Source organism: Pseudovibrio denitrificans JCM 12308 (assembly GCF_001310815.1).
Lineage (GTDB): Bacteria > Pseudomonadota > Alphaproteobacteria > Rhizobiales > Stappiaceae > Pseudovibrio > Pseudovibrio denitrificans.
In genome coordinates this window covers 171,679-186,682 of sequence record NZ_BAZK01000009.1, presented here as the reverse complement: position 1 = coordinate 186,682, position 15,004 = coordinate 171,679, and the positions used below count along the sequence as shown (strand labels likewise).

The 15,004-nt window shown below is 51.5% G+C and carries 8 protein-coding genes; 2 read left to right on the top strand and 6 right to left on the bottom strand.

What is annotated here, in order from left to right:
• Positions 1 to 23 precede the first annotated feature (23 nt).
• Both JCM12308_RS14225 and JCM12308_RS14220 read right to left on the bottom strand, forming a co-directional pair.
• Positions 24 to 3,425 carry a hypothetical protein gene (locus JCM12308_RS14225; protein ID WP_054784200.1) on the bottom strand — a complete coding sequence of 1,134 codons (3,402 nt, stop codon included), beginning with the start codon at positions 3,423 to 3,425 and terminating at the stop codon, positions 24 to 26.
• 272 nt (positions 3,426 to 3,697) lie between these two features.
• On the bottom strand, positions 3,698 to 3,919 hold the full coding sequence (locus tag JCM12308_RS14220; protein ID WP_054784199.1) for a hypothetical protein: 222 nt from the start codon (positions 3,917 to 3,919) through the stop codon (positions 3,698 to 3,700).
• 368 nt (positions 3,920 to 4,287) lie between these two features.
• Here JCM12308_RS14220 and JCM12308_RS14215 point away from each other — a divergent pair, with 368 nt between their 5' ends.
• Together JCM12308_RS14215 and JCM12308_RS14210 are read left to right on the top strand one after the other, a co-directional pair.
• Positions 4,288 to 4,734, top strand: coding sequence for an RrF2 family transcriptional regulator (locus tag JCM12308_RS14215; RefSeq protein WP_083417455.1), 447 nt, complete (start codon positions 4,288 to 4,290; stop codon positions 4,732 to 4,734).
• A 427-nt stretch (positions 4,735 to 5,161) separates the two neighbouring features.
• Positions 5,162 to 10,381, top strand: coding sequence for an autotransporter domain-containing protein (locus tag JCM12308_RS14210; RefSeq protein WP_208978581.1), 5,220 nt, complete (start codon positions 5,162 to 5,164; stop codon positions 10,379 to 10,381).
• Positions 10,382 to 10,390: 9 nt separating this feature from the next.
• Here JCM12308_RS14210 and JCM12308_RS29980 read toward each other — a convergent pair whose 3' ends face one another.
• The 4 genes from JCM12308_RS29980 to JCM12308_RS14195 form a co-directional block, all read right to left on the bottom strand.
• Positions 10,391 to 11,308 (bottom strand): methyl-accepting chemotaxis protein, encoded by a 918-nt coding sequence (locus tag JCM12308_RS29980; protein WP_208978580.1) that lies wholly within the window; start codon positions 11,306 to 11,308, stop codon positions 10,391 to 10,393.
• A gap of 8 nt (positions 11,309 to 11,316) precedes the next feature.
• Positions 11,317 to 12,420, bottom strand: coding sequence for a methyl-accepting chemotaxis protein (locus tag JCM12308_RS29975; RefSeq protein ID WP_208978579.1), 1,104 nt, complete (start codon positions 12,418 to 12,420; stop codon positions 11,317 to 11,319).
• 199 nt (positions 12,421 to 12,619) lie between these two features.
• Positions 12,620 to 14,206: an acyl CoA:acetate/3-ketoacid CoA transferase gene (locus tag JCM12308_RS14200; protein WP_054784198.1), complete on the bottom strand. Its 1,587-nt coding sequence runs from the start codon at positions 14,204 to 14,206 to the stop codon at positions 12,620 to 12,622.
• A gap of 20 nt (positions 14,207 to 14,226) precedes the next feature.
• On the bottom strand, positions 14,227 to 14,967 hold the full coding sequence (locus JCM12308_RS14195) for an enoyl-CoA hydratase/isomerase family protein (RefSeq protein ID WP_054784197.1): 741 nt from the start codon (positions 14,965 to 14,967) through the stop codon (positions 14,227 to 14,229).
• Between the last annotated feature and the right edge of the window lie 37 nt (positions 14,968 to 15,004).

Below are 15,004 nucleotides of genomic sequence, written 5' to 3'. Positions count from 1 at the left end.
ACGCCTCTTGGAGGATCTTAGGGTTACTTCTTCTTGCCGCCCTTTGGCTCGATATCATCACCGAAGAAGTCTTTTTTCTTCTTTTTACCGAGTGCGGCTTTTGCTTTTTCGGATCTGGTTTTTGGATAAACCTCTTCCATCTTCAAAGCAGCTGCTTTGATCTTAGGAATGAGCGCCCAGGCTTCCTCAATCTTTTGATCGCGATGAAGCTGGCCGATCTCTACAATAAGCGCCTTAAATGCTTCTCTAGCATGATAGTAAGGTTTCAATGAAGCCCTATCTTTAGCCAGTTTCTGCTTCTCTTTTGCGCTTTGAGCAGTACTTTTCCTTACCTCAAATTGCTTTTGCGAAGCTTCAAACTTCTTGTCCAAACCAACCATAAGCTCACAGGCCTTATAGACAATCTGTTCCATATCCCAGATCGCCTGCTTAATGGCCTTGGCTTGCTTTTCTTCTTCGCTCAGATGCTCATCAGAGTTTGCACGGCGTTCTTCTTCTGCGGCACGTTCTGCTTCAGCAGCAGCCTGGCGCTGTTGCATAGCGGCCAGCTCGTCTTCGAAGGTGCCCTTCTTCTTTTTCCCAAGAGCGGCTTTGACTTTCTCGCCTCTTGATTTCGGGAAGTCCTCTTCCATTTTCTGAACGGCGGCTTGCAGGAGTGGAATGATGTCTCGGATTGGCTTGATATCCTGACGGCCGATATGTTTATCAACCAAAGCCATAAGCTTTTTCACTTCAGCACTGTTCAGAACGAACGCATTGCGCTGTGGGCGGGTTTTGAGGTTTTCTTCCCTGGCATTCAGATCAGCCAGTGATTGGCTCGCCATATCAACGATATGCTCGAACTCATCCACTTCCCTGCGGGTCACAGTAGCTTGCTTTAGAGATTCATCAAGGCTGTCAAAATAGACTTCTACCTTTTCCAGTTCAGCTTCACTTTTTCCTTCCTCATCTCGGTAATAAAAATCCGAGGCTGTCAGCAAGCATTCTTTAAGGTTGGCGATTGTGCCTTTGTAGAACTCTTTTTCACCCGCATCCTGGAACAAGCCTGCGTTGTCCTCATACTTTGTGATGCGAGGATTGAAAGCTCGGATGCGCTCGAGAAGATCCGTTTTTTCAGTTAACTCATCGGCAACCGCATCAGCGCCTTTGAACTGCTCCATCTGCTCTTTGGCTGCCTGGAAGATCGTGTCCATGCTATCCAGGTCTTTATCGATAGCACGCAAGGCGGCTTCAACGACCTTAGGATCCATGTTGCCAAGTTCAATGAGCCCCACCTTGAAAGTGTCGGAGTGCTCTTCTGCATCAGCATACGTGTCGGCAAAGTCTGCGTAGTGGCCTTCCAAATCTGAGTTTTCGCGGGCCCACTTTTCAATCTGCTTCAGCTGGCTGTATCTGTCACGTACCGCCTGCAGCAGTTCTTCTCTGCGGCCTGAAGCATCATTCTGCACGCCACCTTCACCGGCATCTGGCATGCCAAGTAAGGCACGCATTTTGCCGAGCACGACTTCGACATCGGCCAGCAAATCATCAGCACCCTTCTTATCCTGTCTAGACAGTACAGCCTGATCCTGTGCGATCAACGTGAAAGCCTCATTGTTTGCCTTGTAGAACTCGGCAAACTCCTTCGGCTTTTTCTTAAGCTCTTCTTTGCGCGCCGCCAGGCCAGCAAATACACTTTTGATGTTCTTGAACCGGAACTTTACATCCGCACCCACACGCTCGACTTCGATTGCGGCAGCGTCAAACGCTTCCTGCAGATCTGCAATATGGCTGTTGAGCGCACTCAACTCGCCAGCTCCCCTGATCGCGCTTTTGTCTTTTACGGCAACATTGAGAGCTTGCAATGCTTTTGCCGCTGACGTGCCTGCCTGATCAAAAGCGCTGAGATCCACACTCCACGCTTCAATCTCAGATCGACGTTTAACCAAACTCTGCAGCTTTTCAGTAGATTCTTTTGCCCTGGCATTGATATCGGAAATGTCCGTTTTGCGGATTTCCTGAGCTTTTGCGAAAAGCTGCTGCATCTGCGTCAGACCGGACTTGACCTGTGAGACACATTGCTGAAGCTGCTCACATTGAGCCTCTTTATCGTCTCTACTCTCCTGCGCACAGGCCACTCCATTTTCAAGGTGCCCAATTGACGCCTGATAAATTGCATCAAACTCTGCCCCATTCACGTCCTGACAAATCGGCCGCCAGTTTGCATTGCTCGTGTTGAGGGCAGTCTTCAAACTATCAAGATCACTCGTCAGTCTGGCGAGGCGGTTTTCGAAGACATCACCTTGGGATTCTTTATCTGCTGCAATGACTTCATCAGCTTCAGCTGTATTAAGCCCTTGCGCAGCCAGACCAATTTTCACCATGCGCATATGCATGGTTCGACCAGTCTCAAGCAATGCATCAATCTGCGGCAGAGTTTTTTTGACATCTGAATCCAGCCAGAGATCTGTCGTCGCCAACTCCTGAGCTCCATCAAGCGCCTTTTGAGCTAGTAAATATGTGTTTTCAAACTCAGTTACAGATTCCTTTGACCATCCTGACTGGTTCTGTTTATGGTCAGCTCCCAACTTCTGGTTCAAAGCGAAGATCGCATCCACTCGTTCTGAGAGTGCAATCTCTTCTTCAAACACATCTCCAAACGCATCATCATCCGGGATAGCGCGCGCATTCTCAGAAACCAGACCGTACTCGACTTCATCTGGTGTTGCTTTCTTCGCAGTCTTGGAATTTTTCGGCGTATCAAAGCACTTTGGCATGTTGCCAATCGCAGTCTTCATCTGCTCGATAGCTATCTTGGCATCAGCAACTCGGTTTTCAGAGAGAAACAGTTTGGCTTCCTGCCCCAGCGCCTCGACCATAGTTTGATAGCTTAAGAGGTCAGAAAGCTGCTCTTCGTACGGAATCTTACTACGCTGCTTGTAATAGGTACCAGCCTCTTTGAGCAGGTCGCTGACTTCCTGCACGTAACCATCTATTCTATTTGCAGTTGAAGATCCGCGCTCAAGCGCTGCGCGCATCCCCTCCATACTACGGTGAGCGTTTTGAAGACTGTCATCAATCCCAGTATAGTCAATCTTAGTATAATCCTTGCCATCAAACAGCTGTTCTGCGTCCAGCAGGGAATCGTTGGCCTCTTGCTCAAACCTCTCGAAAACTTTGAGCTCTTCACGGTCGACAATAAGATGGGCCTTTTCAGTGATGGCACCAAAATCCTTGAAGGCTTGCTTGATTGCATTCAGAGAAATATCTCTCAGATCACGGGGAGAAGTTGGTGTCTCAACCGGTTGGACAGCTTCTACACCAGCCTCAGAAGGGTCGATGCTGCAAACCTTAAGCATGGCATTCGCCCACGCATCAACATCACCGGATTGTTTTGGAGTACCAGTAGCTTCATTTGAACCGGAAGTGGTATCAGAACCAGCCATAACAGACCTCTTGGCGCACTATATTTCCTCAGTGCGGGATATCACTTACGCCATGAGATAGTGTTTCACTAATACCCCTCTATCGAGCGAATATTTAATAAAATGAGGAGTGGGATGGTTTTGGCAGAAAGATGTCTTTGCAGAGCCTCCCCTCACCTCTCAGACAAACCAGGAGACGCAGAGCCAGATCCAGAGGGGGGCTGGGACTATGGCCCAGATGAAGATGGCGGGGAGATAGGGGTAGAGGTTCATGGGGCTCTCCTTTTGTGTCGTCAGACGAGCTCGAAGGCTTCGGCGAGGGTGAAGAGGCAGGCTGTTGTTATGCCGAAGACAACGAAAATGCGGATGTGTTTGAGGAAGGCCTGTTCGATGCTGGTCCGGATTGCGGTTCCGTAGTCTTTTCCATCCAGATAGATGCTCGTGATCATTGTCAGAAACAGCAGGAACCAGAGAACGACGAGACCTTCGGCCACTAAAACAATTGCGGGTAACATGGCTTACCTCCGAATATTAGCAAAAACCGGCGTGGAGCTGAGGTTGTGAAAGCATGCTGAGCAGCACAGCACGCGCCGCATTTCCTGGGAGTTTGAGAACAGAAAAGATAACGACACGTGCTGCACATCGCGAGCTGCTCCACCGCGATTCTTAAATATCTATCTCATATATATCTTTAACATAACGCCGCTTAAATGGAATATATGATTTACATCTTTTAGACTCTGAGATTGTCCTCTCAAACTCAATGAACATGTAATTCTCACAATTTTCTGAATGATATCAGCAAGCTGAGAGTTCTTTATCTTTCGTATTCAGAGACGCTAGGAGATATGATATACGGTGGATATATCTTTGGAGCTTCACGATGCGATTAAATCAGGCGAGCGATTTTGCTCTGCGACTCACAATGCAATGCGCCATGCAACCAGATGTGATACAACGCATCGATCAGGTGGTTCAACAGCAAGGCTTTTCGCGCGGGCATGTGATGAAACTGGTCAATCAGCTCTCCCGTGCAGGTATACTGGAGACCATGCGCGGTCGTGGCGGTGGCTTCAAGCTTGGCCGTCTGGCAAAGGACATCAGCGTTGGGGATGTCGTCCGCGCCGTTGAGAGTGACTTTGCCGTTGTTGAATGCTTACGTCAGAGCGAATGCGGTGAAATTCATTGCTGCTTCCTGCCCTCTTGCCGCTTGAAACCTTTGATGCAGCGCGCCTCCATCGCATTTCTGGATGTGCTTGATGAAATGACGATTGAATGCGCAATAACCGGGCAGCCTGTTCCGGATGTTTTGACGAACACCTTCAGTTGACCTTCAAGAACATATAAACGCTTACCATTTATAAGTAAGTACTTACTGCATATTTCACAAATATACTTCAATTAAGTCTTATTTAATAAATAAAAACTCTATTAGTCATCATATTCGATTCAGTTAATCTATAGTTTGTGAAAAATGTTTTGCGTATCACTTCATAGCTCTTCAGTCGAATACAGCATACCTGTGTGGCGCAAAGAAATCTTAACAGATTACTAACGCGATTACTTACACTGAAGCTGCGTTTTGCTCTGCGCAGCTTTCCGTGACGGCTGTGCTCGACCGAACAACTGTCTCCGAACTGCTGTTGCTGGCAAATGTGTGAGGGTTGAAATGTGGTACAGTGAGCGTCTTCTCGGAACAACTGCACTTGCGGGTCTCACGTTTGCCTGCCTGTTCAGCCTTCAGGTGGAACGGGCGGATGCTCAGACGGTTATTACCGGCACCATCAACAATCCTCTTCTCAATCAATGGCACAAATGGGTTGCGCATTGGCCAAAACGGGGCTGATGGAACACTGAATGTCTTCAGCGGAACAACAGTACCCATCGGGCAACTGGTAGAGATCGGTGTTGCAAACGCAAACGGCACACTGAACGTTTATCAGGGTGCGTCAGTCACTCAGTCAGGAAATTTCGTATTCATAGAAGTTGGAAACGGTTTCAACGAGGGCACGATAAACCTCTATGAGAGCGGCCAGCTTTTTGCACCAACTGGCGACATTGTGTTGGAAGGTCAGGGAACGATCAACATTGGTGGAGAAGAAGGCTCAGCTGCACGTTCCGCCGGCTATCTCAGGGTAGACGACATTTACATGCTGAACGGCTCAAAGATTGTGATCAACACCACCAGCTCCGGTGGAAATCATCTTATAGCAGATCTGGTCTCTGTCTCATCGGGTGCAGGTGAAGTCCTTTTTGAGAACGGCACCACTCAGATAACCAATAATAACAGCCGGTTTACTGGCAAAATGTTCTTTGAGGAAAACGCGACAGCCGTCTTTACCGGAACCAACGCGGTAGGAAATGCAGATCTCGACTTTGTCGGCGGCAAAATTGTGACCATTGGCAGCACAACGGTCAACGGCGATATCGAAGTCACAAATGTGGGTGCATTGAATGACGCCACATTCGAAACCTCCAATAGCAACCTAACTCTTGCTGGAGACATCATCGGCAACGGCAAGGTTAGATTTGAGGGCAATGGCATCACCACGCTGACAGGAAACAACACCTGGACCGGCGGCGCCGACATTGATGGCACAGAGGTTGTTTTCTCCAGCGCCTCCAATCTAGGCAGTGGCCCGATTGAACTCAACAACGGCCACCTCACATTCAACGGAACGACGGCTACGGTCAACAATCTGTTTGATCTCGATGGCACCTCTTCTATGGAAGTTGGGTCTGGCGATACGCTCACCGTCAGCAATGACATCTCGGGTTCAGGCCGCTTAAAGAAACTGGGTGACGGAACTCTTGTGCTGGGCGGAACGGGCAGCAACTTCAGCGGTGGGCTGGATCTGGCTGACGGAACTGTTCAGTTTGGGAGCGCAGCCAGTATCGGCTCCGGCCATATCATCTACTACGGCGGTGACCTGAGCTATGTCTCAGGCTCAGATGCGACCATTTCCAACACATTTGAGATGCACAACAACGGCACGCTTGATGTGCAGTCCGGACGAACCCTCACAATCACAGGCAACATCGTCAATGGCGGCAGTTCTCCCGGTAAACTGACCATCGGCTCTGGTGGTACGGTTAATCTGCAAGGCACCAACTCCTTCTCTGGCGGCCTTGTGGTTCAAGAAAACAGCACGGTTGGTTTCTCGGATTCTGATGACCTTGGCAGCGGCACTGTTGAGCTGGACAACGGCAACCTCACCTTTAACGGAACAACCGCAACGATCAGCAATCTCATTGATCTGGATGGTACATCCTCCATGACCGTCGGAACCGGCGACACGCTTACTGTCAGCAATGACATCAGCGGTTCGGGCCGCCTGAAAAAATTCGGTGATGGAACACTCGTTCTTGGTGGAGCTGGCAGCAGCTTCAGCGGTGGTTTGGATCTGGCTGAAGGTACTGTTCAGTTTGGAGCTGCAGCCAACATCGGCACCGGAAACATCATCTATTACGGCGGTGATCTGAGCTATGTTTCCGGTTCAGATGCTACCGTTGCAAATACATTTGAAATGCACAATGACGGCACGCTTGATGTGCAATCCGGGCGCACGCTCACCATCACAGGTAACGTTATTGATGGTGGAGGCTCGCCCGCAACACTGACCATCGGATCTGGCGGCACAGTCAATCTGCGTGGCTCTAACACCTTCTCTGGCGGTCTTGTCATTCAGGAAAACAGCACGGTTGGCTTTGCAGACTCAAATGATCTGGGCACCGGTGACATCGGCCTGGACAGCGGTAACCTGAGTTTTATCGGCACATCGGCGACGATCACGAATAATCTTGAGCTGTTTGATGACAGTACGATTGATCTGCAGTCTGGCCGCACGCTGACCATCTCCGGCAACATCACAGATGGTGATGGCACACCGGGTATGCTCACCATCGGGTCTGGCGGCACGGTCAACTTAGGCGGAACAAACACATTTACCGCTGGCCTGACCGTTCAGGAAAACAGCACTGTCGGCTTCACCAGCGCGAGCAATCTTGGCACGGGCGACATTACGCTGGACAATGGTAATCTCACCTTTAACGGCACCACCGCAACGATCGCCAACGGCTTCGACCTGACTGGCACTTCCGCCATAACAGTTGGTTCCGGCGATACACTCACCGCCAGCAATGACATCAACGGCACCGGTCGTCTCAAAAAGCTCGGCGCAGGCACACTGGTGCTCGGCGGCACTGGCAGCAGTTTCAGTGGCGGGCTGGATCTGGTGGAAGGCACCACACAGTTTGAAGCAGCCGCTAACATCGGCAGCGGCACCGTTCTCTTTTATGGCGGTGACTTGAGCTATGTTTCTGGCTCAAACGCGACCATTGCCAACAACATTGAGATGCACAACAACGGCACGCTTGATGTACAGTCCGGGCGCACCCTAACTCTGACGGGCAACATAACCGATGGCGGCGCCACACCGGGTGCGCTCACCATCGGGTCTGGCGGCACGGTCAACCTGCAGGGCGGCAACAGTTTCTCAGGTGGCCTCATCGTTCAGGAAAACAGCTCCATCGAGTTTACCGATCCGGACCGTCTTGGCCTAGGCACCACAACTCTCAGCAATGGTAACCTGCTTTATCAGGGCGTAACCGACGTCATTCTCTCACGCCTTGCGCTGGCCAATGGCACAAGCAACACGATCGATATTGATGATGCTTCAGTAAACCTCGAAATCTCATCCAACCTTTCAGGTTCAGGCAACCTCTCAATCGACGGCGGTGAAATCATTACTCTTTCAGGGACCAACAGTTCCTGGTCAGGTGATTTTTCAATTACCGATGCGCAACTCATGTTCAACGCAGCAGAAAACATTGGCAACGGCAATGTTGGTATCACACTCAACTCTTCAACCCTGACCTACACAGGTGGTGGAACTGTCACCATCAACGAGCTCGCATTTTCCGGCACAGGTAACGTGGTCGGCACCACAGATGTAGTTGGGCAGATCAATATCATGTCCGGTCTGACGGGCTCTGATCAGGTGACATTCATTGGCCCGGGTGAAGTGAACCTGCTGGGCGACAACTCCGGCTACACCGCTGATATCGAGATCGCTTCCGGTACGGTTGGTCTGGAAGGCTTCTCCGCCTCAGCCATCGGTTCCGGCGATGTGATCATTGACGGTGGCACCCTATTCTATCTGGGCACAGGTAATGAGACTGTCGACACGACCAAGCTGCAGCTCAGAAACAACGACAACACCATTGATATGGCCAATACAGGTGCCACGCTCACCTGGACTGGTAACACAGCTCCGGGTGGAGGAAACTTCGTCAAGAACGGAGCAGGCACTCTTATCCTTTCAGATGGCACCAAGTCTCTGGTGAATGCGCGAATTCATGGCGGCACATTGCAGATTGGTACTTCAGCAACGGACACGTCTATTTTGGATGGCAGCTTGACCGTCGTTTCAGATGGCACGCTCTCCGGATATGGCGAGGTTACTGACAACGTCGTTCTGGATGGTGGTGTTCTATCTCCCGGCGCTTCCTTTGGTACGATCACAGTAGGCAGCCTGAGTGCAACCACCAACGGCGGTACTCTTGATATGGAGGTCGGCTCAGACCCGGACACGGGGGCGGCAAATACAGATCAGATCATTGTGAGCGCAGGCGGTTCCGTTGATGTCACTGACATGACCCTAAATCTCATCAGTGTTTCGGGGCCAACACCCGTGAAGATTGGCGATGAGTTCGTCATAATCGACAACCTCTCAACTCCGGGAACCCAGCCCGTAACCGGCACGTTCGATGCGGTAAACCATGACATGTTCATGCTGGATGTAAACGTGCTCTACGGTGTTCCGGGTGATGACAATGACGTTGCGATCCAGTTCATCCGCAGCTCCAACAACTTTAATGACCTAGCGACCACGCGCAACGAACATTCCGTCACGCTGGCGCTGGATACCATTAGCGAAAGCGGTGATCTGTTCACACACCTTGCTCCAATGAACAATGCACAAATCAAGGCGCTTCTTGATCCACTCTCCGGTGAGATCAATGCCTCAACTCGAGCAATCCTGCTGGCTGACAGCCGCTTCCTACGGCAGGCGGTCAATGACCGGCTCTACAACGCTCACAGCGCCTTCGCCTCCAAAGTGGATGACGACATGGTGACCCGCACCGTCGGCGATTTTGAGATGTGGGGCCAGGTTTACGGCAGCTGGGGTGAGTTCTTCTCAGACGGCAACGCCCGCACCACAGGCAGAAGCGTCGGCGGTATTCTGGTCGGTGTTGATGCGACCTACTTCGATATGGTGCAGCTGGGTGTGGTTGCTGGCTTTGGTCGCACATCCATTGACATCAGCTCCATTGATGCCTCTTCAGACAGTGACAGCTACAGCGTGGGTGGCTACGCAAGCGCCAATCCGATCGGCGATGTCAAACTGCGCGGCGGTGTTGCCGGTACTTGGTACAACATTGCCACCGATCGTGATGTTGCTCTCTTCCCGGAGGAAGCACTTTCAGCTGATCAGTTTGCCGGTTCCGTTCAGGTCTTTGGTGAGCTCGGCTACACGTTGGAAAGCACCTACGGCAACCTGGAACCCTTCGCCGGCGTCGCCTACGCTTACCTCACCGGTCCCGGCTTTAATGAAAGCGGTGGCGCCGCAGCACTGAAGGCCGACAGCCAATCCAACTCCCTCACCTTCCTGACACTTGGAACACGCGGCGAGTTTGATCTTTCCAACTACCTTTACGGTGAAACAAGTTTCGTCGGACTGGCAGCCTGGCAATACGCCTCCGCTGAAACGCTAGACTACACCCAAAGCTTCATCGACAGCGGCAACCCATTCACCGTGGCAAGCGTCCCAATCGGCCGCAACGTCGCCCTTATCGAAACCGGCCTCCAGTCCAACCTCACTGAGTACATCCAGCTCAACGTCAACTACTACGGTCTCCTCTCAGACGAAGCCGTAGACCACGGCGCCAACGCAAGACTATTTGTCCAGTATTGAGGATATTCTTTATACGGACTGCACTTTGTACAGGAAGTCGTCGATTTGCTCGCGCAGGCCGATGACTTCTTCTCGTACGGAAGAGGCGGTTTTGGAGACCAGGTCAGAGGATTGGTTGGTCTTTTCAGCGGCTTGCGCCACCAGCACCATGTTTTCAGAAACGTTCTGTGTGCCCGTTGCCGCCTGATGTACGTTTTCGGTGATCTCAGCGGTGGCCGCGCCCTGTTGTTCTACAGAAGCGGCGATGTTGGAGGCGAACTCGTTGACCTGGCGGATGCTGGAGGTGATTTCCTGAATAGCTTCAACAGCATCCCTGGAAGAGCTCTGAATCTCAGCAATCTGCTGGGAAATCTCCTCAGTTGCCTTAGAGGTCTGGCTCGCCAAATCCTTCACCTCGGTTGCCACAACCGCAAAGCCTTTGCCCATCTCACCGGCGCGGGCTGCTTCAATGGTGGCGTTGAGTGCCAACAGGTTGGTTTGCTCGGCGATGTCCTGAATGAGATTCACGACCTCGCCAATGCGCTGTGCGGTGCTATCCAGATCCAATACTTTGGCATTGGTTGCTTGGGCTGCATCATTGGTCCTTGTGATTACCTTATTAGTACGGGCAATCTGCTGTGCGATCTCTTCAATAGAGGCAGAGAGTTCTTCTGAGGCAGAGGCTACAGTCTGCACGTTTGTTGTTGCTTCCTCTGAGGCTGCTGAAGTTGCTGTGGTCTGAGCATTTGTGTCTTCTGCGATATCTGCCAGTTCTTTAGAAGTCTGCTCCAGCTCGTTGAATCGGGCATGTATGATGCCCAGAGCTGTTTCTGCCATACCAGAGAAGTCCTGAATGAGCTTTGCAACTTCCTTCTGGCGGTTAGCTTCACGCTCATGTTCCTTCTCCGCCTCAGACTGCAAGGTCTGACGTTCCGATACAGCAGTCACAAAGACCTTCAAGGCGTTAGCATCTGGCCGATTTCATCAGAACGGCCTGTATACTGCACTTCGTCCTTCACATTGCCGTCTGCCAGGGATTGCATCCTGTGAGTCAGATTGACGATTGGGCGAGCAATGGAGTTGCCGATGAACCAGAGTACGAGACAGCTCACAAGACCAGCTGCGAATGCGAGGAGCAGGATAATGTTTCTGGTCGTCAAATAACTTGCGTGTAGCTCTGCGGTCGTAACCGACATTCCTGCATACCAATACTGATTGGTAGTTCCTAACCTGAACCGTTCAAGAACAAACTGCCGGTCATTTATCGTCTGCAGGTTCGGCTCATCTGTGACGCCGGATATGATTGATTCAACCATTGTGCCAACGGGTTCACCAAGCAGTGTCTGATCTGTATGGCTCACCCAAAGGCCTTGTTCGCTGATGACCGCCAGTCGCCCACTTTCATAAAGGTCATAGGCTGCTAACTTGCTTTTGAGCTTATGAAAATCGATGTCGACGATAACACCGCCGATGCTATTACCAGCGGTATCCAGAATTGGGGTTGTGATGGATGCAGACACAGTGTTCTCACCATCAACATCAAAGGTATAAGGCTCTGTAACGTATTGAGATCTTTGTCGGAGTGCAGCCTGGAACCATCGTTGCACTTCTGGCTTATCGATGCCAGATACCCTGAAGCCAACCTGGCTATCCTTTAGATAGAAGTAAGGTGCGAACTGTCCAGATGGAGTGGAAAATCTGTCTGCCTGAAACTCAACATCTCTGCCGAGAACATTAGGTTCCAAAACAACGGCAATGCCGAGGACATCAGAAGTATTCTTGAGCGCGGCGATAGTGAGATCTGCGATTGTATCGCGATCGGCATCACTTCTTTGAATCTGCTGAGCGAGTAATACAGCCAGATTGGTTGAGGTTACTTCCGCTTCACGGGTGACGTCTCTTGCAGTCACTGCCATTCCGTTGGCGAATGAAACGAAGAGCGCCTTGGTTTCCTGCTCTGAATGTTGTGAGTTGAGGTAGGTCGCAGTCGTGATGATCAAGGAAAACGACAAAAGAAGCACGACAACAGATGCCAGAACGATACGGTAGCTGAGTTTCATTGGAATGGTCTTTGTGTGAGGCAGAGAGTCCAACGCTTCAGCCAGATCAGCGGGGTTTGTGATGGCTTGGCTGGCTGAAGCGGGGAGAGAGTTTGTGGCACACAGGGGCAGTCAGCAGGGTTTTACAAACTCTCTGGGAGTTCCTTTTGGAAGGTCAGTGGAGTGGGCAACAAGCTTTCCCACTCCACGATGCTTTTGACTACTCGACGTAGTCTTCAGCAAAGAGTTCTGCATCCATGAGTGGGAGTGGCTCTGCTACTCTTGCAGGTGCGTAGTCCATCTGATCCAGAATCTGGGTCTGCAGGTCGATACCTGGTGCGATTTCAACCAGATGCAAACCGTCTTCATGCACTTCAAACACAGCACGTTCAGTGACGATCTTGGCTTGCTGGTTGCGCTTCACCACGCCTTCTTTCACCAGATAGGTGATGTGCTGAGCAGTTTCGACGAACTTCTTGATCTTGCCTTCTTTGACGATCTCAAGCTTGCCGTCTCTAACTGCGGTCTTCAGGCCTGCTGTTGTGAAGGTGCCGGTGAAGACCAGACGTTCTGCGTTGTGCGCGATGTTGATGAAGCCGCCTGAGCCCGGGTTCACCTTGCCGAACTTACTGACGTTGATGGTGCCTTTGGAGTCGAACTCAGCAAAAGCCAGTGCTGCGAACTTACACAGGCCACCTTCGATGACGTCGAACTGAGTCAGGCCATCTACGAGCGCTTCCGGGTTTGCGTTCGCAGAGAACTGCCAGCCCATCATAACCACGCCGCCGTAAGAGCCGTGCTCTGTGGTGAACTGGTAGTCGTAGATCTCATCCCCATCGAACTTGCCATCTTCTGCCATTACCAGCGGGATGTCGCCGGATGCACCAAAGCCGAGGATGCCGAGTTCGTGCTTCTTGGTTTCCCAGGATGCGCGGCGGGCGATGATCTTGTCGACGCAAACAGGAGGACGTGGCAGTTCAGTCATCTCGATACGGTTGAGTCCGAGGTAGTTGGCATCATAATCGATGTCGGTGACCATAGGTTGCTGAGCGCTATCTACCAGAACCACGTGATCTACCAGAGCGCCCGGCAGTTTCACGATGTTGGTTGGGCGGCTGCCGCGGTCTACCTTGTTTTCTACCTGTGCAATGACGATACCGCCGGATGCGCGAACGGCTGTTGCAATTGCGATGTTGGAGGACAGCAGCGCTTCGTTCTCAAAAGACAGGTTGCCGTTGTCATCTGCACTTGTTGCACGCAGCAGGCCAACATGGATTGGGCGGGTTGGGTAGAACAAGTAGTCTTCGCCCTTGAATTTGATCTTCTCGACCAGACCGTCCTGAGAGCTCTCGGTGAACTTGCCACCGCATACGTCCGGATCAACGAAGGTACCGATGCCGGTTTTGGTCAGGTAACCCGGGCTGCGGCGGGCAACTTCGCGGAACCAATGCATGGAGGTGCCCATGGCCCAACTGAAGCACTCGATCTCATTGTTCTGGATCATCTGCATTAGTTTTGGGCGTTCACCGGTTTCAGGGTGAACAGGGTTGAGCATGGAACCTGCCATGATACGGCGCAGAAGACCCTTCTTTGCGATGTGGTCCATACCGCCAATGTGCATGGCATCGCCAGTGCCACATGGGAAGTAGAAATCCAGATTGTTTGGATGACCGGTTGCTTCAAAGCGATCAGAAATGCCTTTGAGCAGAACGTCTGGTGTGATCCAGCCAATTACGCCGGTGGAGGCAACGGTGTCGCCGTCTTTGATGACAGACAGAGCCTGTTCCAGAGTTGAAAATTTAGTCACAGCTATCTCCCAGTGATCTCTTATTTTTCAAATTTTTTGAAGGTTTCTTGCGCAGCTTCCATCTGGCAATGCTGGCGGAAGAGAGAATTCAGCTTGGCGTCTTCGGCCTCTCCTTCCGCCAGACAAGCATTCAGATACCAGCGCTTTGTCGCTTGTACTGAAACCGGTGGAAGTGCTGCGAGTTCCTCAGCAATGGTGCGGGCTGTCTCAAATAGGTCTTCCAGTGCAACCACTTCATCAACCAGACCGATGCGCAGAGCTTCTGTTGCGGTGATGAACTTGTAACCCCATGCAGCGCGCTGTGCGTGGCGCGGAGCCATGCGGGCGTTCAGTGCATGGAAACCCCATGGAGTGATCCAGCCATTTGGCACTTCCATGCCTTTGAACTTCACGTTCTCTGCGGCCACGACCACATCACACGCTGCTGCAAGGAATGCTCCGCCACCAACTGCATAGCCCTGTACGGCTGCGATGATTGGTTTTGGGCAGAGTGAAATGCGGCGTAGGAACGCTGCTTTGCGCTTTTCAACGTCGCAAATACCATCCAGATCCAATGCACCCAGTTCTGTCAGATCGCTGCCTGCACAGAAGGATGGATCAGCGCCAAAAATAATAGCTGCATTGATTGTGTCGCAGGTTTCAACCCGCTCGAGGGCTGCATCCAGCAGATCCAGCATTTCTTTGTTTTGCGCGTTGCGCTGTTTAGGCCGATTCAGCTGTATGTAGGCCACTTTGTTTTCGACGGAAAACTCAACTGACATAGTCTGCTCCCAAGTAATCCTGATCCGCTTTGCGCGG

Excerpts from the sequence above, each read along its gene's own strand:
- JCM12308_RS14225 (WP_054784200.1), bottom strand. The coding sequence starts at position 3,425 with ATGGCTGGTTCTGATACCACTTCCGGTTCAAATGAAGCTACTGGTACT.
- JCM12308_RS14220 (WP_054784199.1), bottom strand. The coding sequence starts at position 3,919 with ATGTTACCCGCAATTGTTTTAGTGGCCGAAGGTCTCGTCGTTCTCTGG.
- JCM12308_RS14215 (WP_083417455.1), top strand. The coding sequence starts at position 4,288 with ATGCGATTAAATCAGGCGAGCGATTTTGCTCTGCGACTCACAATGCAA.
- JCM12308_RS14210 (WP_208978581.1), top strand. The coding sequence starts at position 5,162 with ATGCTCAGACGGTTATTACCGGCACCATCAACAATCCTCTTCTCAATC.
- JCM12308_RS29975 (WP_208978579.1), bottom strand. The coding sequence starts at position 12,420 with ATGAAACTCAGCTACCGTATCGTTCTGGCATCTGTTGTCGTGCTTCTT.
- JCM12308_RS14195 (WP_054784197.1), bottom strand. The coding sequence starts at position 14,967 with ATGTCAGTTGAGTTTTCCGTCGAAAACAAAGTGGCCTACATACAGCTG.